The following is a 24,022-nucleotide window of genomic DNA, read 5'->3' as shown; positions in this document are numbered from 1 at the left end:
AGTCGGTAACGGCAGAGAAGAGGTGATGCGCGTGGCTCCGGTCGGCGGTACGGCGGTTCAGGACCACGTGGCCCTCGCCGAGATCGAACTGTGCGGAGAGCTGATCATCGCGGCCTCGGCCGCGGACGACCGGCTCAGCCTGGAGAGCATCGACGAGGTGCTGAAAGTGGCCGAGGAACGGATGGACACCACCGACTCCGGCGCGTGAGCCGCCGGAGCCCGAAAGCCGGCCCAGCCACCGCCCCGCACGTGGCGTGCCCGAGCCCGAGCCCGAGCCCGAGCCGATGACCACGTCCCGGACGCCTCTCGGCGTCCGCTCCCGGGGCCGCCCGTCCCGTCGCAGCGCCTGCGCGGTGTGCGTCAGGTGCGCAGCAGGCGGCCGATCGCCTTCGTGGCCTCCTCGACCTTCGCGTCGATCTCGGCGCCGCCCTTGACCGCGGCGTCCGCGACGCAGTGCCGCAGGTGTTCCTCCAGGAGCTGGAGGGCGAAGGACTGGAGCGCCTTGGTGGAGGCGGAGACCTGCGTGAGTATGTCGATGCAGTAGACGTCCTCGTCGACCATCCGCTGAAGGCCGCGGATCTGGCCCTCGATCCGGCGCAGGCGCTTGAGGTGCTCGTCCTTCTGCTTGTGGTAGCCGTGGGTGGTGTTTTCGGTCACCGTCTCGGAGGGCGCCGGGGCGCCGGTGTCGGTCGTCGTCATCGCGTCCTCCACAACAAGGGGCATTCCTATACCCCTCCTGGGTATATCGTACCGAAGTTTCCCGGGTATAGGGCCTGCGGACGGCCCCCGTGCCAACCACTGTGCCCGATGGGCGACACTGGGGGACGGCCCATTAGCCGTGGCCGGATGATGCACTTAGCATCACCCTGACCGAAACCGATGCACCCCGAGGACCCCTTGTGCGCTTTCGTCTGACCCCCAGGGAGACGAGCTTCTACGACATGTTCGCCGCCTCCGCGGACAACATCGTCACGGGCTCGAAGCTCCTGATGGAACTGCTCGGGGCGGACACCGCCGGCCGGGCCGAGATCGCAGAGCGTATGCGGGCCGCGGAACACGCCGGTGACGATGCCACGCACGCGATCTTCCACCAGCTGAACTCCTCGTTCATCACGCCGTTCGACCGCGAGGACATCTACAACCTGGCGTCCTCCCTCGACGACATCATGGACTTCATGGAGGAGGCCGTCGACCTGGTCGTCCTCTACAACGTCGAGGAGCTTCCCAAGGGCGTCGAGCAGCAGATCGAGGTCCTGGCGCGGGCGGCCGAGCTGACCGCCGAGGCCATGCCGAACCTGCGGACCATGGACAACCTGACCGAGTACTGGATCGAGGTCAACCGCCTCGAGAACCAGGCCGACCAGATCCACCGCAAGCTGCTCGCCACGCTCTTCAACGGCAAGTACGACGCCATCGAGGTGCTCAAGCTCAAGCAGATCGTGGACGTCCTGGAAGAGGCCGCCGACGCTTTCGAGCACGTGGCGAACACGGTGGAGACCATCGCCGTCAAGGAGTCCTGAACCCTTCCATGGACACCTTCGCTCTGGTCGTGACCATCCTGGTCGCGCTCTTCTTCACGTACACCAACGGCTTCCACGACTCCGCGAACGCCATCGCGACCTCGGTGTCGACACGGGCGCTCACGCCACGGGCCGCGCTCGCGATGGCGGCGGTCATGAACCTGGCAGGCGCCTTCCTGGGCTCCGGGGTCGCGAAGACGGTCAGTGAGGGCCTGATCGAGACGCCGGAGGGCTCGAAGGGGATGGCCATCCTCTTCGCCGCGCTGGTCGGCGCGATCACCTGGAACCTCATCACCTGGTATTTCGGGTTGCCCTCCTCGTCCTCGCACGCGCTGTTCGGCGGCATGGTGGGAGCGGCGCTGGCCGGCGGCACCGAGGTGATCTGGAACGGCGTCCTCGACAAGGTCGTCATCCCGATGTTCCTGTCCCCGGTCGTCGGCCTGATCGCCGGCTACCTGGTGATGACGGCGATCCTGTGGCTCTTCCGGCGGGCCAACCCGCACAAGGCCAAGCGGGGCTTCCGGATAGCGCAGACGGTGTCCGCGGCCGGCATGGCCCTCGGACACGGCCTCCAGGACGCCCAGAAGACCATGGGTGTCGTGGTGATGGCCCTGGTGATCTCGGGCCACGAGACGTACGGCGACCCGATCCCGGTCTGGGTGAAGATCGTCTGCGCGGTGATGCTGTCGCTGGGCACCTACGCGGGCGGCTGGCGCATCATGCGCACCCTGGGCCGCAAGATCATCGAGCTGGACCCCCCGCAGGGCTTCGCCGCGGAGACCACCGGTGCGGCGATCATGTTCACCACCGCCTACCTGTTCAAGGCGCCGGTCTCCACGACCCACGTCATCACCTCGGCGATCATGGGCGTCGGCGCCACCAAGCGCGTCAACGCGGTCCGCTGGGGCGTGGCCAAGAACATCGTCCTCGGCTGGTTCATCACCATGCCGGCGGCGGCGATCGTGGCCGCCTGCTGCTACGGCATCGTGAACCTGCTGTTCCTGTAGGCACCGAGCACGTACCCGTAGGCGCCGCGCACGCTCCTGTAGGCGCCGCGCACATACGACAACGGGCCCGCCCCCTGATCCGGGGGCGGGCCCTCTGTGTCCTCGCGGTGGCACCGCCATGCAGCACCGCGAGGGGTCTTCAGGAGACCGGGCGGCCGCAGCCGGACCGGCTCATCCGAAGCGGCCGGAGATGTAGTCCTCCGTGGCCTGGACCGACGGGTTGGAGAAGATCCGCTCCGTCTCGTCGATCTCGATCAGCTTGCCGGGCTGCCCGACGGCGGCCAGGTTGAAGAAGGCCGTGCGGTCGGAGACCCGGGCGGCCTGCTGCATGTTGTGCGTCACGATGACGATCGTGAAGCGCTCCTTCAGCTCACCGATGAGGTCCTCGATGGCGAGCGTGGAGATCGGGTCGAGGGCCGAGCAGGGCTCGTCCATGAGCAGCACCTTCGGCTCGACCGCGATGGCGCGGGCGATGCACAGCCGCTGCTGCTGACCGCCGGACAGACCCGAACCGGGCTTGTTCAGCCGGTCCTTGACCTCGTTCCAGAGGTTGGCGCCCTTGAGGGACTTCTCCACGATGTCGGTCAGTTCCGACTTCTTGTACGAGCCGTTCAGGCGCAGGCCCGCCGCCACGTTGTCGAAGATCGACATCGTGGGGAACGGGTTCGGGCGCTGGAAGACCATGCCGACCTCGCGGCGCACGGACACGGGGTCGATGCCCTGGCCGTACAGGTCCTCGTCGTCGAGGAGCACCTTGCCCTCGACCCGGCCACCGGAGGTGACCTCGTGCATCCGGTTCAGGGTGCGCAGGAACGTCGACTTGCCGCAGCCGGAGGGGCCGATGAAGGCCGTCACCGAGCGGGGCTCGACGGTCATCGAGATGTCCTCGATCGCCTTGTGGGATCCGTAGTAGGCGGTGAGCCCGCTTACGTCGATTCGCTTGGCCATGTCTACTTCACTTCCAGATCAGTCGCCGATAGGCCGCGTCAGCGACCGGTCTTCGGGGCCTTCCAGCGGGCGATGCCGCGGGCCACCAGGTTCAGGATCATCACGAAGGCGATCAGCGTCAGCGACGCCGCCCACGCGCGGTCGTACGCCGCACCGGCGCCCGCGCTGTTCGCGTACTGCTGGTAGATGTACAGCGGCAGCGACTGCTGGGCCCCTTCGAAGGGGTTGGCGTTGATGAGCGAGTTGCCCCACACCAGCAGCAGCACCGGCGCGGTCTCACCGGCGATACGGGCGACCGCCAGCATGATGCCGGTGGTGATGCCGCCGATGGAGGTCGGGATGACCACCTTCAGGATGGTCCGCCACTTCGGGATGCCCAGCGCCAGGGACGCCTCGCGCAGCTCGTTCGGGACGAGCTTGAGCATCTCCTCCGTGGAGCGGACGACCACCGGCATCATCAGGATCGCGAGCGCGAGCGAGCCGGCGAAGCCGAAGGGCTCCATGTCGAACATCAGCATGATCGAGAGGATGAACAGACCCGCCACGATCGACGGGATGCCGGTCATGACGTCCACGAAGAACGTGACGGCCTTGGCGAGCCTGCCGCGCCCGTACTCGACGAGGTAGATCGCGGTGAGCACACCGATCGGCGCCGCGATCAGGGTGGCGAGAGCGACCTGCTCCAGGCTGCCGAGGATGGCGTGGTAGATGCCGCCGCCGGGCTCGTCGTCGGAGACCAGGCCCATCGAGTGGGTCAGGAAGTAGAAGTCGAGGACCTTCACACCGCGCGCGACGGTCGACCACACCAGGGAGACCAGCGGGACGACGGCGAGCAGGAAGGCGACCCAGACCAGGGAGGTGGCGACCCGGTCCTTGGCCTGCCGGCGCCCCTCCACCCGGGCGGCGATGCCGTAGGTGCCGAGGACGAACAGCAGCCCGGCTATCAGCGCCCACTGGATGCTGCTGTGCAGGTCGGCGGCGAAGCTGATGCCGACGCCGAGGGCGACGGAGCCGGCGGCGATCGCGTACGGCGACCACTTCGGCAGGCGGGCACCCTTGAGGGTGCTGACGGTGGCTGCGGTGCTCATGCGTTGGCCCCCGAGTACTCCTTGCGGCGGGCGATGATCATGCGGGCCGCGCCGTTGACCAGCAGGGTGATGACGAACAGGACCAGACCGGAGGCGATCAGCGCGTCCCGGCCCAGCTCGCTGGCCTCACCGAACTTGCTGGCGATGTTCTGGGCGAAGGTGCCGCCGCCCGGGTCGAGCAGGCTGGCCTGGATGTCGAAGGACGGCGAGAGCACGGTGGCGACGGCCATCGTCTCGCCGAGCGCGCGGCCGAGGCCGAGCATCGAGGCGGAGATCACACCGGAGCGGCCGAAGGGGATCACCGCCATGCGGATCACCTCCCAGCGGGTGGCGCCGAGCGCCAGGGCCGCCTCCTCGTGCATCTGCGGGACCTGGCGGAAGACCTCGCGGCTCACGTTGGTGATGATCGGCAGGATCATGATCGCGAGCAGGATGCCGACGGTCAGCATGGAGCGCGGGGCGCCCTGCTGCCAGGAGAAGATGCCGGTCCAGCCGAAGTAGTCGTCCAGCCAGCCGTACAGGCCGTTCATGTGCGGTACGAGGATCAGGGCGCCCCAGAGGCCGTACACGATGGACGGCACGGCGGCGAGCAGGTCGATCACGTACGCGATGGGGCCGCGCAGGCGGCGCGGGGCGTAGTGCGTGAGGAACAGCGCGATGGCGACCGCGATCGGGACGGCGAGGGCCATGGCGATGATCGAGGAGACGATCGTGCCGAAGGCGAGCACCGCGATGCCGAACTTCGGCGGGATCAGCTGGGTGTTCCACTCGAACGCGGTGAAGAAGTTCGCCTCGTCCTTGCTGATCGCGATCGAGGCGCGGTAGGTGAGGAAGACCGCGATCGCGGCCATGATCACCAGCAGCAGGATGCCCGACCCGCGGGAGAGACCGAGGAAGATCCGGTCACCGGGTCGGGTGGCGCCACGGGCCGCGCGCTTCTGCTCGGCCACGGTCGGCTGGGGACTGGGGGGAGGTGCGTCTTTTATCTGTGTGTCCATCGGGTTCTCCGGTCTGCGGAGCCGTACGCGGGGTGCGGCTCCTGGCGGCGGTGCACCGGACGGTGCGGCCGGCCGGGGTCCCGTGCTGCGGGGCCCCGGACCGGTCCGCACACTCAGGTCAGCTCAGGGTCTCGATGGTGGAGCGAACCTTGGCGATGATGTCGTCGGGGATCGGCGCGTAGTCGTTCTCCGCGAGGACCTTCTGGCCGTCCTCGGAGGCGGTGTATCGCAGGAACGCCTTGGTGGCGGCCAGGGTGTCGGCCTTGTTGCCCTTGTCGCAGACGATCTCGTAGGTGACCAGGACCATCGGGTAGGCACCCTCGGCCTTGGTGCCGTAGTTGAGCTCCAGCGAGAGGTCCGAGCCGGTGCCGACGACCTTGGCGTCGGCGATGGCCTTGGTGGCGTTCTCGACGGTCGGCTCGACCGGGGCGGAGGCGCCGGTGTTGATGCTGACCGGCGTGATGCCGTCCTTGGCGTAGGAGAGCTCGAAGTAGCCGATGGCGCCGTTGGTCTGCTTCACCTGCTGGGCGACACCGGAGGACTGCGCGGCGGACTGGCCGCCCTTGGCCACCCAGGTCTTGCCGTGCTCGTAGGGCCAGTCGCTCTTGGCGGTGGCGATCAGGTACTTGGTGAAGTTGTCCGTGGTGCCGGAGTCGTCCGAGCGGTGGAAGGCCTGGATCTTGAGGTCCGGCAGCTTGACGCCCGGGTTCAGCTTGGCGATCGCCGGGTCGTTCCAGTTGCTGATCTTCGAGTTGAAGATCTTGGCGATGGTGGGCGCGTCCAGCGTGAGCTTGTCGACACCGGAGATGTTGATGCCGAGGGCGATCGGGCCGCCGACCATCGGGAGGTCGATGCCCTGGCCGCCGGAGCAGACCTTCTTGGAGGCGGTGACCTCTTCCGGCTTCAGCGCGGAGTCGGAACCGGCGAAGGCGACCTGGCCGTTGTTGAACGCGGTCACACCGGCGCCGGAGCCGCCGCCCTTGTAGTTGATCTGCACGCCACAGGCCTGCGTGAACTGCTTGACCCAGGCGTCGATCGCGTTCTTCTGCGCGGAGGAGCCGTCGGCGAGCAGCTGGCCCTTGGCGTCGTCGCACTTGATGTTGCCGGCGGCGGCCGTCGTGGCACCGCCGCTGCCGCTGCCGCCGCTGGTGTCGTCGGAGCCGCACGCCGTGAGGGCCAGGGCGCCGGAGACGGCGAGAGCACCGAGAGCGAGGGCCCGCCGGTTCTTGCGCTGAAGCTTCACTTGAGTTCCTTCCGGGAGCCGCCGTCCTGAATCCGGCGGCGTGCGCGAAGTCTGGGTGACACGGGGGCGCCCTCGTGGCGCACCTCGCATCGCGTAAGGCCGAAATTAGGCAGATCAGGTGAAGGCGCTTATGGCCGGAAGTGAACGAGGGGTGAACCCCTGAGAAAGGTGCGGTGAGGTCACGGAACGCTCACGTCGAGGGCACGGTGTGATTCCGGAACCGGCAAGGGAACCCTCACCCCCCACAGCCCCGTCTCGTTCCACGGAAGCCGACGAGGCAGACGAAAGGCACGACACATGGAACGGCGTACGTTCATCGCAAGCGGCGCGGCCGCGCTCGCTGCGGCCGGCACCGCCGCCTGCAAGGGCAAGGACAGCGCAGGTGCCGCGCAGAGCACCCTCGACCAGCGGCTCTCCTCCCGTACGCCCGCCTCGGCCGCCCCGAACTGGGCCGCGCTCGGCCGCGACCTGGACGGCTCCCTGGTACGCCCCGGCGACTCCGACTGGACGACCGCCCGTCAGCTCTACAACACCCGCTTCGACTCGCTGAAGCCGGCCGCGGTCGCGTACGTGGCGCACGCGGACGACATCCGCACCACTCTCGCCTACGCCCGCGCGCACGGTCTGCGGGTCGCGATCCGCAACGGCGGTCACTCCTACGCCGGCTGGTCCTCGGGAAACAACCGGCTGATCGTCGATGTCTCCGAGCTGAACCGGGTCCGCGCCTCGGGCGGCACCGCCGTGGTCGGCGCCGGCGCCAAGCTGATCGACGTCTACCGGGCGCTCACCGCGAAGGGCGTGACGATCCCGGCGGGCTCCTGCCCGACCGTCGGCGTCTCCGGCCTGGTCCTCGGCGGCGGCCACGGCGTGGCCTCCCGGGCCTACGGCCTGACCTGCGACAGCCTCACCCAGGCCACCCTGATCACCGCCGACGGCAAGCAGCTCACCGCGAACGCCGGCACCAACAAGGACCTGTTCTGGGCACTGCGCGGCGCGGGCAACGGCAACTTCGGCGTGGTGACCGAGCTGCACTTCAGGACCCACCCGGCCCCGCAGGGCGTGACCGCGTACGCGACCTGGCCGTGGTCGAAGGCGGCCGCCGTGCTGAAGGCCTGGCAGGAGTGGGGTCCCGGCCAGCCCGACGAGATCTGGTCCTCCTGCCACCTGGAGAACGGCGGCTCGCCCTCGGTGGCGGTCGCGGCCTTCTCCCTGGGCACCTACGGCGAACTCCAGAACGCCCTGGACCGGCTGGCCGACCGGGTGGGCGCACCGGCCCGCAGCGTCACGCTCCGACGGCACTCCTACGAGAGCGCGATGGAGGCGTACGCGGGCTGCTCGTCCTTCTCCACGGACGCCCAGTGCCATCTGCCCGGCTCCACCCCGAACCGCAACCCGCACGGCGCGCTCGGCCGCGAGACCTACGCGGCCCGCTCGGACTTCTTCGACCGCTCGATCTCCGCGGCCGGCATCCGCACCCTGCTGTCGCACATCGCCTCGGTCCGGGGCGGCTCGGGCAGCGTGGCCTTCACGGCACTCGGCGGTGCGGTCAACCGGGTCTCCCCCACGGCGACGGCCTTCGTCCACCGCCGCTCCCGGATGCTGGCCCAGTACATCGCGTCCTGGCGGGCGGGCACCGCGGGGACGGCGGCCCAGTCCTGGCTCACCGGCACCCACGACGCGATGAAGCCGTACGCCTCCGGGGCGGCCTACCAGAACTACACGGACCCGACCCTCAGGGACTGGCGCAAGGCGTACTACGGCGACGCGGTGACCAAGCTGACGAAGGTGAAGAAGCAGTACGACCCGGAGGGCTTCTTCTCGTACCCGCAGTCGCTGTAGCGCCCTTAGGGGCGCGGGGCTGTATCGATGTGCGGCTCCGCCGCGTGGGCGCGAGAAACCACGACGGCGCCGCACCCGGCATCTATGCGGCAAGATCCCTCTCAGAAGCCGCGGCCTCTCGCCTCGCCCCGGGAACCACAGAACCCGTCGGCTCGCTCCCCCGCGCCCGAATCAGCCACGCCCCTTTCGACGACCCCTCGATCGCCCGCGTCAAAGGCGTCAACAGAGCCATCGCGAGCGGCGAAAGCAGCAGCGCCACGGCCGTTCCCAGCGCGAACCCCCCGACGACATCCGTCGGATAGTGCACGCCCATGTAGACCCGGCAGAACCCTTCGAGCAGCGCGAGCAGAATCCCGATCACGCCGAACTTCCGGTTGGCGACGAACAACGCGACCGCCATCGCCATGGTGATCGTCGCGTGGTCGCTCACAAACGAATAGTCGGTCTTCCCGGAAACCAGGACTTCGAGCCCCTCATGGGTCCGGAACGGCCGGGGCCGCTCGACGAACCCCCTTATGGGGATGTTCACGAGAACGGCGAGCGCGGCGGCGAGCGGCGCCCAGAGGAGCGCGGCCACGGAGGACGCGGCGTCCTCACCCCCGCGCCGGCGCCCGCTCCACCAGCACCACAGGATGAGCAGCACCATGCCGAGCAGGATCCCGTACTCCCCGACGTACTCCATGACCCGGTCGAACCAGTGCGGGGCGTCCTTGGCCAGGCCGTTGATGTCGTAGAGCAGGTCGACGTCAGGGTTCGACCCGGTTTCGGCGAGAACAGCCATGGTGCTGCGGCCCCTTCGTCGTCTTTCCCGGCGTACCCATGTGCGCTCGGCTACGCCCTCAGGAACGCACGGCTCCCGTTAATACGTTCCACGTTCCACTGAATGATCACGCAGACGTTATCGAAGAGAGACACATCGCCGCAGCTCAGGGGGTGGGTTTCACGCTCGGTCACACGGTGGTGGGCAATGCTTTCGCGCCATCTTCGGTGACCCGGGTGGCGCCGAAGTACTCAGAAGTGTCGATCGGGTCGAACCGGATCACAGCACCTGTTCTCGGTGCGTCGATCATGTATCCGCCGCCCACATAAATACCCACATGATGGATGGCACGCGAATTTGTCGGGTCCTTGGAGAAGAACACCAGGTCCCCCGGCAGCAGTTCACTTCTGGCCGGATGCGGGCCCGCGTTGTACTGGTCGTTGGCGACGCGGGGAAGAGTGATGCCCACGCTCTCGTAAGAGGCCTGCGTCAGCCCCGAGCAGTCGAAGCGCCCGCCCTGAGCGGCCGTACCGGTGCCGCCCCACAGATAAGGCGTCCCGAGCTTCTTCTGCGCGTAGTAAATCGCCCCGGCGGCCTGCTTGGAGGGATCGACCCGGCTCGTCGGCGCGGCGAAGCTCTCCTCCAGAGTCGTGATGGTCTTCACGTAGTTCTGGGTTTCCTTGTACGGCGGCACGCCCCCGTACTTGATGACCGCGTACGCGCCCGCGTTGTAGGAGGCGAGCATGTTGTCGGTGAGGTTTCCGGGAACGTCCTTCACATAGGACGCGAGCGAGCAGTCGTAGGAAGCCGCCGACGGAATGGCGTCGTTGGGGTCCCAGACGTCCTTGTCGCCGTCCCCGTCCCCGTCGACGCCGTGCGTGGCCCAGGTCCCCGGGATGAACTGCGCTATCCCCTGCGCCGCGGCCGCGCTCTGCGCGTTGGGGTTGAACCCGCTCTCCTGGTAGAGCTGGGCGGCGAGCAGGGCCGGGTTGATGGCGGGGCAGAGGTTGCCCCACTTCTGCACGAGCGCCTGGTAGGCGGCCGGCACGGCGCCCTTGGCCAGGGATCTGGTGGCTCCGCCCACCCCGCCGGCGAGGTTGCCCGCGACGACGTAGACCCCGACGACGAGCAGCATCACGAAGCTGAGCCCCGCCCCGAGAGCGGCGCCCGCCACGAGCCACGCCTTACGCACCGTCAACCGCCCCTCACCGACCGGGAGTCCGCCCGCGCCAGTTTATGAGCTTCCCCGCCGGAAACCGGGGTACTCGGCGGGGTCGGCACAAAGATCACCGCACCGCCGTCAGCAGACGGCTTCACGGTAGAGCTCGGCGGCCTCCGCACCCAGGACCACGCTGTACGACACGTCGGGCGTCAGTCCGCCCTCCTCGTGCCCGCCCAGCACACCGACGACCTGCCGGTCGCCGTTGACCCAGGGGCTGCCGCTGGTCCCGCCGGTGAACTCCGGGCAATCTATGCGCTGTTGCGTGCGGCTGTGCGCGGTGGGCTTGTTGGTGCAGCTGATCGGCACGTCCCGGGAGGAGGGGTACCCGGTGACGGTGACGGCGGTGGCCCCGGTCGCCGTACCCGTCGTGAACCGGTTCGCGCCGACGCGGTCCTGGACCTTTCCGTCCACGGTGGCGAAGGCGAGGTCGCTGTTCTCGTCCTGCCCCTTGGACCACCCCTCGGGCAGGTATCGCTTCTCCACCTGCCACTTCCCGTAGGGCGCCCTGCCGTCCCGGTACCCGGGCTCGAAGACCAGGTCGTCGCTGTCGTCGAGACAGTGCGCGGCGGTGACGACGAGGTCCCTGTGCGGACTGCGGACGACGGAGGCGGTGCAGACGTGCTGCCTGCCGTCGAACAGGGCGCCGACCATGGCGATCTGTGAGCCGGCGGGGGCGACCTCGGTCACCCCGAACGGCCCCGTGCCGTCGTCGGCGATCGCCTCGGAGGACGCGGTGACGGCGAGCAGGACGACGACGGCGTACAGAGCGGTACGTGGCGTGCGCTTCATCGGACGCCAGCATTCCGCACGAAGGTGAGAAAAGCGTCAACCGAGCGTACGAGTGTGGACCGAACACTCCTGGGAAGTCGGGTCCGAACGCCCTGACCGACCGGGAGACCCGCGTGTTCGACGGCTTCGAGCTGACCCACCGTGAAGGCCGCGACGGTGTCCGGCTGCGCGTACGACACGGCGGCACCGGCCCCGCCGTCCTCTTGCTGCACGGCCATCCCCGCACCCACGCCACCTGGCACCGCGTCGCCCCGCTGCTGGCCGCCGCCGGGTACACCGTCGTCTGCCCCGACCTGCGCGGTTACGGCGGCTCCGACAAGCCCCCGACCGACCCGGAGCACCGCCCGTACGCCAAGCGCGCCATGGCCGGGGACTGCCTCGCGGTGATGCGCGGGCTCGGGCACGAGCGGTTCGCGGTCGTCGGGCACGACAGGGGCGCGTACGTGGCCTCCCGCCTCACCCTGGACCATCCCGAGGCGGTGTCCGCGCTCAGCGTGCTGGACGCGGTCCCGATCGGGGAGGCCCTGCGCCGCTGCGACGCCGGGTTCGCCGCGAGCTGGTGGCACTGGTTCTTCCTCGGCCAGACCGCCAAGCCCGCCGAACGCGTCATCAACGCCGACCCGGACGCCTGGTACACGGCCACACCCGACGAGATGGGCGCCGAGGCCTACGAGGACTTCCACCGCGCGATCCACGACCCGGCCACCGTGCACGCCATGTGCGAGGACTACCGGGCCGGGCTCGGTGTCGACCGGGAGCACGACGACGCCGACCAGCGGGCCGGCCGGCGCATCGGCTGCCCCCTCCAGATCCTGTGGGCCACCCGCGACGACATGGCCGAGCTCTACGGCGACGTCATCGCCGTCTGGCGCGACTGGGCGGCCGGCCACCTGGAAGGCGCCCCGATCGACTCCGGCCACCACATGGCCGAGGAGGCCCCGGAGGCCCTCGCGGACGCCCTGCGCGCCTTCTGGGAGAGGTCTGACGGACACCCCGCCTGACCCTCCGGTTGTGTGCGACCTGTGCAGATGGTCAAGCCGACGCCATTCCCCGCCCATCCCGCCGCCATTGATCAGTAAGCCCGCAACGCCCTTCAGTAAGGCGGAAGTCAGGATTCCGTCGCCGGTCTTGTTGTCACGTACTCAACAAGGCGATGGTCTACGCGGGTCGCCGCCCCCACCGGGAACCTCACCGGTGGTCCCCACCGCAGGCCTCTGCAACCACTCACAGGAGGCTGTACGTTGCGTACACCCAACTCCCCCCACATATCCGGCAGATGGCGCCGCATCGGCTCCGCCGCCGCAGCCACCGGCGCCCTGCTGATCGCCGGTCTCGGCACCGCCGCGCACGCCGACGCGGCCACTCCCCACAAGGTGAGCAGCAAGGCCATCGCCGCCGCTGTCGCCAAGGCACACGTGCAGTACAGCAGCGTGTGCGGCACCACCCCGAAGAAGGGCTACGCCGCCTGCAACGCCCTGCGCGTCACCGGCGGGACCACCGCCTTCCAGGAGGAGCAGGCCGTCAAGAAGGGCGTCAAGCCCGCGACCGTCTCCCCGAAGGCCTCCTCCGCCACCCCGACCGGCTACGGCCCGAGCGACCTCCAGGACGCCTACGGCCTCACCGCCGCCTCCGCGAACAACGGCTCCGGCCAGACCGTCGCCATCGTCGACGCCTACGACGACCCCAACGCCGCCGCGGACCTCGCCACGTACCGCAGCTACTACGGCCTCCCCGCCTGCACCGTCGCCAACGGCTGCTTCAAGAAGGTCTCCCAGACCGGCTCCACCACCTCCCTGCCCACCGCGAACAGCGGCTGGGCCGGCGAGATCTCCCTCGACCTCGACATGGTCTCCGCCATCGCCCCCAACGCCCACATCCTGCTGGTCGAGGCGAAGTCCGCGACCGACGCCAACCTGGGCACCGCGGTGAACGAGGCCGTCAAGCTGGGCGCCAAGTTCGTCTCCAACTCCTACGGCGGCTCCGAGTCCTCCTCGGACACCTCGTACGACTCCTCGTACTACAACCATCCCGGCGTCGCCATCACCGCCAGCGCCGGCGACGAGGGCTACGGCGCCGAGTACCCGGCCGCCTCCAAGTACGTCACCGCGGTCGGCGGCACCGCCCTGTCCACCGCCTCCAACGCCCGCGGCTGGACCGAGACGGTCTGGAAGACCAGCTCCACCGAGGGCACCGGCTCCGGCTGCTCCGCCTACGACGCCAAGCCCTCCTGGCAGACCGACACCGGCTGCACCAAGCGCATGATCGCCGACGTCTCCGCCGTCGCCGACCCCGCCACCGGCGTCTCCGTCTACGACTCCTACGGCGCCGACGGCACCGGCTGGAACACCTACGGCGGCACCAGTGCCTCCGCCCCGATCATCGCGTCGGTGTACGCCCTCGCGGGCACCCCGGGCAGCAGCGACTACCCGTCCCAGTACCCCTACCTGGACACCTCCGCCCTCAACGACGTGACCTCGGGCAACAACGGCACCTGCTCCACCAGCTACTTCTGCACCGCCAGGACGGGCTACGACGGCCCGACCGGGCTCGGCACCCCGCAGGGCCTGGCCGCCTTCGGCGGCTGAACCCCCTGAACGTCCCCGTCGGGTCACGGGGACGCCGCCCTTGAGAGGGGGACGTGGGGTCCCCTCGGCGGCACCACGGCAACGGGCCACGACATCCGGTCGCGGCCCGTTCGCCGTATCCCCGCGTTTCGTACGACTGTGAATCAGGTCAAGCGGGTGCCGCCCACAGTCCAACGGGCCTTCATCGCCGGGTAATCCGACGCCCGCCTCGGTAAGGCGTCGGTCAGGATTCCACCGGCTCCCTTGTTGTCACGTGCTCAACAAGAGGACGGTCTTCGCAGGCCGCCGCCCGTTCACCCGGGACACCCCACCGACGGCACGCACCCGCACCGCCCCTGTTCCCCCGTCATCAGGAGGCTGCATCTTGCGTACCAACTCCCCCCACAGACGCCCCGGATGGCGCCGCGTCGGCACCGCCGGCCTCGCCACCGCCGCCCTCGCCCTCGCCGGCCTCGGCACCGCCGTCCACGCGGACGCCACGACCTCGTCCAAGGTCACCTGGACCGCGACCCCCTGCGCCACCCCCAAGAAGGCCGGCGAACTGGCCTGCGACTCCCTGCGCGTGACCGGCGGCACCACCGCCTTCCAGAAGGCCCAGCAGGCCCGCGGCGTCACCCCGAAGGCCACCACCCCGACCGGCTACGGCCCGAGCGACCTGCGGTCCGCCTACGGCCTGACCGCGGCCGCCGCCTCCGGCGGCACCGGCGCGACCGTCGCCATCGTCGACGCCTACAACGACCCCAACGCCGAATCCGACCTCGCCACGTACCGCTCCTACTACGGCCTCCCCGCCTGCACCACCGCCAACGGCTGCTTCAAGAAGGTCTCCCAGACCGGCTCCACCACCTCCCTGCCCTCCAGCGACGCCGGCTGGTCCGAGGAGATCTCCCTCGACCTCGACATGGTCTCCGCGATCGCCCCCAACGCCCACATCCTGCTCGTCGAGGCGACCTCGCCCACGATGGCCAACCTCGGCAAGTCGGTGAACGAGGCGGTCGCCCTCGGCGCCAAGTTCGTCTCCAACTCCTACGGCGGTTCGGAGTCGTCGAGCGACACGTCCTACGACTCCTCGTACTTCAACCACCCCGGCGTCGCCATCACCGTCAGCGCCGGCGACTCGGGCTACGGCGCCGAGTACCCGGCCGCCTCCAAGTACGTGACCTCGGTCGGCGGCACCGCCCTGTCCACCGCCTCCAACGCCCGCGGCTGGACCGAGAGCGTCTGGAAGACCAGCTCCACCGAGGGCACCGGCTCCGGCTGCTCCGCCTACGACGCCAAGCCCTCCTGGCAGACCGACACCGGCTGCACCAAGCGCATGATTTCGGACGTCTCCGCCGTCGCCGACCCGGCCACCGGCGTCTCCGTCTACGACTCCTACGGCATCACCGCCGACTGGTACACCTTCGGCGGCACCAGCGCCGCCGCCCCGATCATCGCGAGCGTCTACGCACTGGCCGGCACCCCGGGGAGCAGCGACTACCCGGCCCAGTACCCCTACAAGCACACCTCCGCCCTCAACGACGTGACCTCGGGCAACAACGGCACCTGCACCACGAGCTACTTCTGCACCGCCCGGTCGGGCTACGACGGACCGACCGGCTGGGGCACTCCGGAGGGAGTCAGCGCCTTCACCAGCTGACTCTCCGTCAACGAACGGGCCGCGGGCTCCCCTACCGCGGCCCGTTCGTCATACCGGTGGCGGTCCGGGTTAGCCTTCACCCGCAGAACATCGGTGCCAGAAGCACCGCAGGTCGTAAGAGGGGTCAACGACGGAACCACACGCCAGGTTCCGCTCAGGCCTCATTGCCCGGCGTGACCTGCCGTGATACACAGAGTGACCAGACAGTCATTCGTACGAAACCCGTCGGCCAATGCCGCCAAGTCGACATACGACGGCAGAATTGTCGGCGACAATGAGGACTGACCTCTGCGCCCACGCAGGGGGACGGAACTACCCACCAGGGGCGGTGACTTACATGTTCTTTGCGGCCGACAAGGGCGACATCAACACCATCATCGGCGGGATCGCTCCAGACTGGGGGCCTTTCGGGGCGCTGGGGACCGAGGCCAAGACGATGATCCAGGTCGTCATGGCGGTCGCCATCCTGCTCTGCCTCGGCATCGCCATCTGGGGCGCCGCGAAGCAGCGCATCGGCGCCACCGCCCTGCGGGACACCTTCAGCGCGGAACAGGGCAAGGGCCTCATCGTCGCGGGCCTGACCGGAGTCTTCATCATCGGCTCCCTGGGCACGCTCTTCACCATCGTGTACGGAATGGCCGTATAGCCGCAGCGTCCGGTCGACGCACCTCCAGTCCGGCCGGGCGCTCCCGGTACCCCCTCCTACCCCACCCGTCCGCAGTGCCCACCGGCTGAGGTTGCGTTCCCTGATGTCGAGTCACCACACCGCACCCGCGCGGGAACCAGCGCGGCTACCGTCGTACTCCTACGGGTTCCCGTACGACGTCGAGGGGGCGTGAGCGGCATGAGTCAGGACGACGACCACGAGAGCTACGGCGGCACGGGCCAGACCCGCACCCGCTACCCCGAACGCCCCGGCGACGTCTACGGCGGCGCCCGCCGCACCCCCCGCTCCTCCTCCAGAAGCCTCGTCACCGTCGTAGGCGTCATCGTCCTCCTGATCGCAGCAATCGCCTTCGCGAACCGCGGCGACAACGGATCGGGAGCCTCGACGTCAGCGGACGGGACCGGCGGGCAACCCGGAGCAAACTCCACAGCGGCAACCGGAAACAAGCCTGTGAGTACACGGTCGGGTGGCATCCCGTCGGGATTCACTCACGACACTCAGGGTGCCGCGAGTGCTGCCGCCAATTACGCGACGGTGCTGGTTTCCGCCGACATCCTCAAGGCGACCCGCCGAGCCGAGATCGTCCAGCAGATCTTCGTCGCGGACCAGCAGGCTGCCCTGACGGACAAGTTCAACAAGGCTTACACGGCAGAGTTCCTGAGCAAGCTCGGGCTCGATCAGAACGGCGACGCAGCGCAGGGAAGCACCTACGTCTCGCGCACTGTCCCGATCGGTACCAAGGTCACGAGCTCGTCGGACACCACAGCGTCCGTCGAGGTCTGGTGCACCGGCCTGTACGGCACCGCCGGCGCCACATCGACCGACCCGGTGAGCAGCGACTGGTTCACCATGACCCTCCAGCTGCGTTGGTCGGACAATGACTGGAAAGTCGACAGCTTCGCCCAGAAGGACGGCCCAGCGCCTGTTCCCGGTGACAACAAGGCTTCCAGCGCCGACGACATGGCCAAGGCCGTCGAGGAGTACGGAGGGTTCACGTATGCCCGGTAGCCCGCGCCGCGTCCTCAAGGTCGCTGCCGCCCTGACAGCTGTTCAGTCCACAGTCCTGTTGCTGGCCTCACGGGCAGCTGCGGCACCAACACCGTCCGCCACGCCCTCACCGACGCCCTCGAACGACGATTGCGACCTCATCGTCGGCCCGGCCAAGGACTACTGCGAGAGCGGCTCAGGATCCAGCGGTGGCTCCACCCCCAGCCTCACCAGCACCCTCGACCCGCTGTCGTCCCTCGCCCAGGGCTGTGCCAAAGCCGCCGCCTGGACCATCACCAAACTCAGCGACGCCGTCAAGGACACCGCCAACGTCGACTTCACCAACCAGAAGTTCCTCCAGCAGTACGCCGTCGTCTTCGCCGCCTCGACCATCCTCACCCTCCTCCTGTGGCTCCTCGCCGTCGCCAAGCGCGCAGTGAGAGGCGTCCCCCTCTCCACCGCCCTCAGCGAAGCCATCGGGTTCCTCTGGCTCACCGTCCTCGCCTCCGCCTTCACCCCCCTCATCCTCTACACCGTCGTCTCGGCCACCGACGGCGTCTCAGAAGTCCTCGCGAAAGCCACCGGCGACCAGACCGACACCTTCTTCGGCACCTTCTCCGGCGCCCTTCAGAAGGGCAACGACATCGGCGGCGGCCCGATCATGCTGATCGTCGTCTCCCTGGTCAGCATCCTCGCCGCCGGAGTCCTCTGGCTGGAGCTCGTGATCCGCGCCGCCCTCCTCTACGTCGGCGCCCTCCTCGGCACCGTCGTCTACGCCGGCCTCGTCGACAAGAACCTCTGGGGCCACGTCCGCCGCTGGGCCGGCATCATGATCGCCGTCATCCTGGTCAAACCGGTGATCGTCATCGTCCTCGGCCTCGCCGGCGCACTCTCCTCCGACGACGGCCCCGACGCCTTCTCCGCCGTCGTCTCCGGCCTCGCCATCATCCTGCTCGCCATCTTCGCCAGCGCGATGATCTACCGCTTCGTCCCCGGCTTCGGCGACGAGATCGCCGGCTCCCGCAACAACCGCATCATGCAGGGCGCCGAAGGCAAGGCGGCGGCCGTCATCAGCTCGCCCGCCACCCTCGTCGCCCAGGGCATCAAGACCCACAGCTCCCGGGCCGACAACAACGGTCAGGCCTCCGGAGGTTCGGGCGCCCGCCCGAGCAACCCGGCGTCCGGCGGAGTCGCCGCCCACAGCTCGCGCACCCCGAACGGAGGCGGCGGATCTGTCCCCTCCGCCGCTCCCGCTCCCCGCGCCGGCAACCCGGTGAACACCCCGCACGCCAGCAACACCCGCAACGGCAGTAGCAACAGCACAGGAGGTGACGGGCGTTGACGACCGAGTCCCACGTGTCGCATGCGGTCACGCCCCGCCGGACATATCTGATCGGCCGCGCCCGGCCGAACGCGATCGTCGGCCGGAATCGTGAGTCGGGCGAGATCGCGCTCATCATCGTGGGCGCGTTCCTCGGCATGATGTGCGGGCTCCTCGTCCCGGTGCTCTCCCTGCGCATCGTGCTCCTGATGGGCTTCCCGCTCGTCGCGCTCGCCGCGGTCTACGTGCCGTACAAGCGCCGCACCTTCTACAAGTGGTTCGAGATCAACCGCAGTTACAAGCGCACCCTGCGCCAGGGCACCACCTACCGCTCCTCCGTCATGGAGGCCGGCACCCACGTCGACGGCCGCGAGGTCGAGGTCGGCCCGCCCCCCGGCATCGGCCGCATCAACTGGCTCGCCGCCCCGTTCGGCCCCGACGAGATCGCCGTCCTCCTGCACGCGGACCGCCGTACCGTCACCGCCGCCATCGAGATCGAGGGTCCCGGCGTCGGCCTGCGCGACTCCGAGGACCAGGAAGCCCTCGTCGACCGCTTCGGCACCCTCCTCAAGCACGTGGCCAACGGCGACGGCTTCGTCACCCGCCTCCAGATGCTCGCCCGCACCCTCCCCGCCGACCCCGACGCCCACGCCAAGGACGTCGCCGTACGCGGGGACGACAAGGCGCTGCCCTGGCTCCAGTCGTCGTACGACCAGCTCCAGTCGATGGTGTCCACCAGCAGCGAGCAGCACCGCGCGTACCTGGTCGCCTGCATGCACTACACCCGGGAACTGGCGGCGGAGGCCCACGCGATGGCCCGCGCCGCCCGCCCCCAGTCCGGCCGCAAGCTGGACAAGGACGCGGGCCTCGCCGTCGTCATGGCCCGCGAGCTGACCGACATCTGCTCGCGCCTCCAGGAGGCCGACATCCGCGTCCGCCAGCCGCTCGGCCAGGGCCGGCTGTCGTCGCTGATCCACTCCATGTACGACCCCGACCACCCCATCGACCACATCCAGGCGATGACCCAGCGCAACGCCTGGCCGGCCGAACTCGACGCCATGGAACCGACGTTCCTCCAGGCGAAGACGAGGGAGTCCTCCACCCGCGCGCCCTGGTGCCACGCCACCGCCTGGGTCAAGGAGTGGCCGATGACCCCGGTCGGCGTCAATTTCCTGGCGCCCCTGCTCGTCCACACCCCGGACGTCATCCGCACGGTCGCCGTCACGATGGACCTCGAACCCACCGAGATCGCCATCGAGCGCATGCTGACCGAGAAGACCAATGACGAGGCGGAGGCGTCCCGCGCGGCCAAGATGAACCGCACCATCGACCCCCGTGACGTGGCCGCCCACTCCCGCCTCGACCAGCGCGGCGAGGACCTCGCGAGCGGCGCGGCCGGCGTCAACCTGGTCGGCTACATCACCGTCTCCTCCCGCTCCCCCGAGGCCCTGGCCCGCGACAAGCGGACCATCAGGGCCTCCGCGGGAAAGTCGTACCTGAAGCTGGAGTGGTGCGACCGCGAGCACCACCGCGCCTTCGTGAACACGCTTCCGTTCGCCACCGGCATCCGAAAGTAGGGGACCACGCATGCGGGATCCGCTGTCCGTCCTCACCGACGCCTTCACGTCCTTCCTGTTCGGGAAGGTCGAGACGACCCGCCTGCCGGTCCGCACGTCCACCGGCCAGGCGCAGGCGGTCTACCTCCCGACCGCCGCGCCCGGCCTCGGTGACTCGGGCGTGATCATCGGCCGCGAGGTCTACTCCGGCAAGGGCTACATCTACGACCCCTTCCAGCTCTACGGCCAGCAGCTCCCGGCCCCCCACTGGCTGGTCCTGGGCGAGTCCGGCAACGGCAAGTCGGCCCTCGAGAAGACCTACGTCCTACGGCAGTTGCGCTTCCGGGACCGCCAAGTCGTCGTCCTGGACGCCCAGGGCGAGGACGGCGCCGGTGAATGGAACCTCATCGCGCAGGAGTTGGGGATAACTCCCATCCGTCTCGACCCGATGGCCGCCCTCGACCAGGGCATCCGCCTCAACCCGCTGGACCCGGCGATCACCACGACCGGCCAGCTCGCCCTGCTGCGGACCATCATCGAGGTCGCGATGGGCCACGGCCTCGACGAACGCTCCGGCTTCGCCCTCAAGGTCGCCCACGCCTACGTCAACGAGTCCATCGTCGAACGCCAGCCGATCCTCACGGACATCGTGGAGCAGCTACGGCACCCCGAACCCGAGTCGGCCGAGGCGATGAACGTCGACATAGAGGACGTACGCGCCTGGGGCCTCGATGTCGCCCTGGTCCTTGACCGCCTGGTCGACGGTGACCTGCGCGGCATGTTCGACGGCCCGACCACGGTCGGCATCGACCTGGACGCGCCGCTGATCGTCTTCGATTTGTCCCACATCGACCGCAACTCCATCGCCATGCCCATCCTCATGGCGATCGTGGGAGTTTGGCTGGAACACACCTGGATCCGCCCCGACCGGAAGAAGCGCATCTTCCTGGTCGAGGAGGCCTGGCACATCATCAACAGCCCCTTCGTGGCCCAGCTCTTCCAGCGCCTGCTGAAGTTCGGCCGCCGACTCGGCCTGTCCTTCGTGGCGGTCGTCCACCACCTGTCCGACGTGGTGGACGGAGCGGCGGCGAAGGAGGCGGCCGCGATCCTCAAGATGGCCTCGACCCGCACCATCTACGCCCAGAAAGCCGACGAGGCCCGAGCCACGGGCCGCGTCCTGGGCCTGCCCCGCTGGGCCGTCGAGATCATCCCCTCCCTCACCCCCGGCATCGCGGTCTGGGACGTCAACGGCAATGTCCAGGTCGTCAAACACCTGGTCACCGAGACCGAACGCCCACTGGTCTTCACCGACCGCGCGATGACGGAGTCCTCCGCGGACCGCGAGCTCACCGACGACGCCCTGCGCGCCGCCGAGCTGGAGGCGGAGGAGAGGGCGGCGGCCTTCGTGGAACAGCACATGGGCGACTCCGAGTCGACGGTGGCGTAGGAGGGGCGGACAGTGGTGAGACCGGACGACCGCCGACGGGACCCTCGGGAACCCCGGGAAGCCCGGGGGGGCATCCCGGACGGCCTGCTGGTCGGCATACTCGCCTTCCTCGTCGGCATGACCCTGCTGGTCTGGACGGCGACGGGCCTGGCGGGCCTGTTCACCCACGGTGCCTGGCCCCGGTCCGTCACCTTCACCCGCACCCCCCTGGCCATGCGCCACCTCATCGGCCACCCCCAGGACATCCCGGGCGCCTGGCCCGACACCCCGCCCGCCCAGCTCTCCGGCTACGGCCTGGTCTGGGGCCTGCTGATCGGCCAGCTGATGATCCTGGTCGTCCTGACCATCTTCGTCATGGGCACACTGGCCCGCTGGAGAGCGGTACGGGCAAGAACGAGAGCGGAGAAGACGGCGGCGCGGGAACGCCGTAGGGCTCCGGAGCCGGTGCATGAGGTACCGGCCGCCGCCCATGAGGTGCCGGCCCCGAGACCATCCGCGGAGCAGGAGCCGACCGTTGCAGCCCAGCTGGGCGATCCACTGAGATCAGCGGCGATCGAGCAGCCGCAGCCGCCGACGGCGGGCGACCCGCCCGGGCTCCCCCATCCCGCGGAACCACTCCGTGCACCGTCCGCGGCCGCCGAGCTGCTCACTTCTCTGTCCAACGGTGAACGGGTGGGCGGGTGGGAAACATCCCGCGCCGAAGGCGCGGTCCTCTACGCCCCACAGGCAACCCGCCACACCACCGCGACCCAAGCCATCAGAGACGCCGAGGGCCCCGCCCTAGTAGTCACCTCGAACCCCACCCTCTGGCAGGACACCAAGGACGCCCGAGCCAAACTCGGCCCGGTCCACGTCTACGACCCCACCCACCTCTGCGACACCCCGGCCCGCCTCCACTGGTCACCGACAGCCGGCTGCGAGAACAAGGAAACGGCGAAGGCCAGAGCCACCGCCCTCCTCGCCCCCGTACGCCCCACCGCGAAGATCGACCAGGCTGTCACCGACGTAGCCGAAACGCTCCTGCGCAGCTACCTCCACGCCGCCGCCCTGGAATCCCGCACCATCCGCCACGTCCACCGCTGGTGCCAGGGCACCCAGATCCAGGACGCGGTACGCACCCTCCGCACCCACCCGAAGGCCGCCCCCGGCTCCGCGGGCGAACTCGAAGCGGCCCTCACCGCGCACCCGGAGCGCAGGGACATCGCCCAGGAACTGACGGCCCGGACCCTCTCCGCCCTCTTCACCGTCAACATCCGCGAGGCATGCACTCCCAACCGAAATGATGCCCTCGCCTTGGATTCCTTCGTCCACGAAGGGGGAACGCTTTATCTGGTCGGTGAATCCATCGAGGACCCCAGGACCAACCCCGGCGCGATGCCCCTTCTGACGGCTCTCGCCTCCAGCGTGGTCGAGCGTGGCCGGCACATGGCCGAACGGTCATCCGCCGGTCGCCTCGACCCACCACTGACCCTCGTCCTGGACGACGTCGCAGCCGTAGCCCCGCTCCCCCAGCTCCCGGAGCTCCTGGCCGCCAGAGCGGACCGGGGCCTGCCGACCCTGGCCCTGCTCCGCTCCCGGGAACAGGCCCGCACCCGCTGGCCGGACGCCGAACTGCCCGTGTAGTCGCGAGCGTCCTCAGGAGCGTTCGAGCACGAACTCCAACTCGGACTGCCCAGGAGCCTTCGCGAGCGGCACCACCACACCACTCGGCACGAACCCCGCCCTGCGATAGAACCGCTGTGCCCGCGCGTTGTCCTCGTGCACGATCAGCCGCACCAGCTCGGCCCCGTGCGCCCAGGCCCACTCCAGGGCCGCGTCGAACAGCACATCGGTGAGCCCGCTGCCCCGCTCCTCGGGTCGCACATAGACGCCGACAATGTGCCCCTGCTTCCGCTCCACGGGGAACCCGGCCCAGTCCGTGGTCCCGGGCTCCTCGATCAACACGGTCGCCGTCCCGACCCACTGACCATCGGGCGCCTCGGCGATGACCGTCTGCGCACCGTCCGCCCCCTCGGCCCCCGAAGCGGTGCGCTCCTGCCAGAAGGAGTCAGGCCGGCCAAAGGCCTCCGCATAGGTCTCCAAATAGGCAAGAGGCGCGACGGGATCCTGAAGCGCCTCCAGCCGCAGAGCCTTGGCGGCAGCCCACTCCTCAGCACGAACGGACCGAATCACGTAATTCATGCCGACACAGTAGTACGGAAAAACAGAAAATCCCCGTTCCGAATGGAACGGGGGTTTTCTCACAATTTGTTCGGCGGTGTCCTACTCTCCCACAGGGTCCCCCCTGCAGTACCATCGGCGCTGTAAGGCTTAGCTTCCGGGTTCGGAATGTAACCGGGCGTTTCCCTCACGCTATGACCACCGAAACACTATGAAGTTTCGACCGGAAAAGACACAGTCGTTGCC

Annotated in this window: 22 protein-coding genes and 1 rRNA gene; 13 read left to right on the top strand and 10 right to left on the bottom strand. The window is 69.1% G+C overall.

Translation table 11 applies throughout. The features are described from left to right. Nucleotides 1-25: 25 nt before the first annotated feature. Nucleotides 26-208, top strand: coding sequence for a hypothetical protein (locus AQJ54_RS35190; protein ID WP_062032815.1), 183 nt, complete (start codon nt 26-28; stop codon nt 206-208). A 152-nt stretch (nt 209-360) separates the two neighbouring features. Here AQJ54_RS35190 and AQJ54_RS35185 read toward each other — a convergent pair whose 3' ends face one another. Further along, nucleotides 361-699: a metal-sensitive transcriptional regulator gene (locus tag AQJ54_RS35185; RefSeq protein WP_030318243.1), complete on the bottom strand. Its 339-nt coding sequence runs from the start codon at nt 697-699 to the stop codon at nt 361-363. A 200-nt stretch (nt 700-899) separates the two neighbouring features. Between AQJ54_RS35185 and AQJ54_RS35180 the strand changes: the two genes are divergently transcribed. Together AQJ54_RS35180 and AQJ54_RS35175 are read left to right on the top strand one after the other, a co-directional pair. Then, a complete protein-coding gene (locus AQJ54_RS35180; protein WP_020140237.1) occupies nt 900-1,520 on the top strand; it encodes a DUF47 domain-containing protein in 621 nt (206 codons plus the stop codon). 8 nt (nt 1,521-1,528) lie between these two features. Continuing rightward, nucleotides 1,529-2,527 (top strand): inorganic phosphate transporter, encoded by a 999-nt coding sequence (locus tag AQJ54_RS35175; protein ID WP_062032818.1) that lies wholly within the window; start codon nt 1,529-1,531, stop codon nt 2,525-2,527. Between the two features lie 171 nt (nt 2,528-2,698). Here the strand turns inward: AQJ54_RS35175 and pstB are convergent, their stop codons facing one another. The 4 genes from pstB to pstS all read right to left on the bottom strand — a co-directional run bounded on the left by pstB (nt 2,699) and on the right by pstS (nt 6,804). Further along, nucleotides 2,699-3,475, bottom strand: a complete 777-nt coding sequence (pstB, locus tag AQJ54_RS35170) for a phosphate ABC transporter ATP-binding protein PstB (protein WP_020140239.1) — start codon at nt 3,473-3,475, stop codon at nt 2,699-2,701. Nucleotides 3,476-3,513: 38 nt separating this feature from the next. Beyond that, nucleotides 3,514-4,563, bottom strand: a complete 1,050-nt coding sequence (pstA, locus tag AQJ54_RS35165; protein WP_062244472.1) for a phosphate ABC transporter permease PstA — start codon at nt 4,561-4,563, stop codon at nt 3,514-3,516. Then, nucleotides 4,560-5,561, bottom strand: coding sequence for a phosphate ABC transporter permease subunit PstC (pstC, locus tag AQJ54_RS35160; RefSeq protein ID WP_062244469.1), 1,002 nt, complete (start codon nt 5,559-5,561; stop codon nt 4,560-4,562). Before pstC ends, pstA begins: the two co-directional genes overlap by 4 nt. A 118-nt stretch (nt 5,562-5,679) precedes the next feature. Continuing rightward, nucleotides 5,680-6,804 (bottom strand): phosphate ABC transporter substrate-binding protein PstS, encoded by a 1,125-nt coding sequence (pstS, locus tag AQJ54_RS35155; protein WP_062032827.1) that lies wholly within the window; start codon nt 6,802-6,804, stop codon nt 5,680-5,682. A 297-nt stretch (nt 6,805-7,101) separates the two neighbouring features. Between pstS and AQJ54_RS35150 the strand changes: the two genes are divergently transcribed. Beyond that, the gene (locus AQJ54_RS35150; RefSeq protein ID WP_062244467.1) at nt 7,102-8,643 is read left to right on the top strand and encodes an FAD-binding oxidoreductase; all 1,542 of its coding nucleotides are present in this window, start codon (nt 7,102-7,104) and stop codon (nt 8,641-8,643) included. 82 nt (nt 8,644-8,725) lie between these two features. On the opposite strand, the gene AQJ54_RS35145 is transcribed toward AQJ54_RS35150, so the two are convergent. From AQJ54_RS35145 to AQJ54_RS35135, 3 genes are all read right to left on the bottom strand, one after another. Next, nucleotides 8,726-9,424 carry a phosphatase PAP2 family protein gene (locus tag AQJ54_RS35145; protein ID WP_062032833.1) on the bottom strand — a complete coding sequence of 233 codons (699 nt, stop codon included), beginning with the start codon at nt 9,422-9,424 and terminating at the stop codon, nt 8,726-8,728. Nucleotides 9,425-9,593: 169 nt separating this feature from the next. Continuing rightward, nucleotides 9,594-10,601, bottom strand: a complete 1,008-nt coding sequence (locus tag AQJ54_RS35140; RefSeq protein WP_174856933.1) for a C40 family peptidase — start codon at nt 10,599-10,601, stop codon at nt 9,594-9,596. 102 nt (nt 10,602-10,703) lie between these two features. Next, on the bottom strand, nt 10,704-11,414 hold the full coding sequence (locus tag AQJ54_RS35135) for a trypsin-like peptidase domain-containing protein (RefSeq protein WP_062244464.1): 711 nt from the start codon (nt 11,412-11,414) through the stop codon (nt 10,704-10,706). A gap of 113 nt (nt 11,415-11,527) precedes the next feature. Between AQJ54_RS35135 and AQJ54_RS35130 the strand changes: the two genes are divergently transcribed. The 9 genes from AQJ54_RS35130 to AQJ54_RS35090 all read left to right on the top strand — a co-directional run bounded on the left by AQJ54_RS35130 (nt 11,528) and on the right by AQJ54_RS35090 (nt 23,239). Beyond that, nucleotides 11,528-12,415, top strand: a complete 888-nt coding sequence (locus tag AQJ54_RS35130; protein WP_062244461.1) for an alpha/beta fold hydrolase — start codon at nt 11,528-11,530, stop codon at nt 12,413-12,415. A gap of 240 nt (nt 12,416-12,655) precedes the next feature. Continuing rightward, nucleotides 12,656-13,999 (top strand): S53 family peptidase, encoded by a 1,344-nt coding sequence (locus tag AQJ54_RS35125; protein WP_062032840.1) that lies wholly within the window; start codon nt 12,656-12,658, stop codon nt 13,997-13,999. Nucleotides 14,000-14,363: 364 nt separating this feature from the next. Further along, the gene (locus AQJ54_RS35120; RefSeq protein WP_062244457.1) at nt 14,364-15,638 is read left to right on the top strand and encodes a S53 family peptidase; all 1,275 of its coding nucleotides are present in this window, start codon (nt 14,364-14,366) and stop codon (nt 15,636-15,638) included. A 337-nt stretch (nt 15,639-15,975) separates the two neighbouring features. After that, on the top strand, nt 15,976-16,284 hold the full coding sequence (locus AQJ54_RS35115) for a hypothetical protein (RefSeq protein WP_020140250.1): 309 nt from the start codon (nt 15,976-15,978) through the stop codon (nt 16,282-16,284). A gap of 198 nt (nt 16,285-16,482) precedes the next feature. Beyond that, the gene (locus AQJ54_RS35110) at nt 16,483-17,313 is read left to right on the top strand and encodes a DUF8175 domain-containg protein (protein WP_062244454.1); all 831 of its coding nucleotides are present in this window, start codon (nt 16,483-16,485) and stop codon (nt 17,311-17,313) included. After that, the gene (locus AQJ54_RS35105) at nt 17,303-18,634 is read left to right on the top strand and encodes a hypothetical protein (protein ID WP_062244451.1); all 1,332 of its coding nucleotides are present in this window, start codon (nt 17,303-17,305) and stop codon (nt 18,632-18,634) included. Before AQJ54_RS35110 ends, AQJ54_RS35105 begins: the two co-directional genes overlap by 11 nt. Beyond that, nucleotides 18,631-20,190 (top strand): SCO6880 family protein, encoded by a 1,560-nt coding sequence (locus AQJ54_RS35100; RefSeq protein ID WP_062032849.1) that lies wholly within the window; start codon nt 18,631-18,633, stop codon nt 20,188-20,190. Before AQJ54_RS35105 ends, AQJ54_RS35100 begins: the two co-directional genes overlap by 4 nt. A 10-nt stretch (nt 20,191-20,200) precedes the next feature. Then, nucleotides 20,201-21,616, top strand: coding sequence for an ATP-binding protein (locus AQJ54_RS35095; RefSeq protein WP_062032851.1), 1,416 nt, complete (start codon nt 20,201-20,203; stop codon nt 21,614-21,616). A 15-nt stretch (nt 21,617-21,631) separates the two neighbouring features. Beyond that, on the top strand, nt 21,632-23,239 hold the full coding sequence (locus tag AQJ54_RS35090) for a type IV secretory system conjugative DNA transfer family protein (RefSeq protein ID WP_062245046.1): 1,608 nt from the start codon (nt 21,632-21,634) through the stop codon (nt 23,237-23,239). A gap of 12 nt (nt 23,240-23,251) precedes the next feature. Here AQJ54_RS35090 and AQJ54_RS35085 read toward each other — a convergent pair whose 3' ends face one another. Beyond that, nucleotides 23,252-23,797: a GNAT family N-acetyltransferase gene (locus AQJ54_RS35085; protein WP_062244448.1), complete on the bottom strand. Its 546-nt coding sequence runs from the start codon at nt 23,795-23,797 to the stop codon at nt 23,252-23,254. A 68-nt stretch (nt 23,798-23,865) separates the two neighbouring features. Next, nucleotides 23,866-23,982, bottom strand: a 5S ribosomal RNA gene (gene rrf / locus AQJ54_RS35080). Between the last annotated feature and the right edge of the window lie 40 nt (nt 23,983-24,022).

Origin of the sequence: Streptomyces griseorubiginosus (assembly GCF_001514195.1) — a bacterium.
GTDB classification, from domain to species: Bacteria; Actinomycetota; Actinomycetes; order Streptomycetales; family Streptomycetaceae; genus Streptomyces; species Streptomyces griseorubiginosus.
Note: the sequence above shows the minus strand (reverse complement) of the source record. Positions and strands in the feature narration are given on the sequence as shown.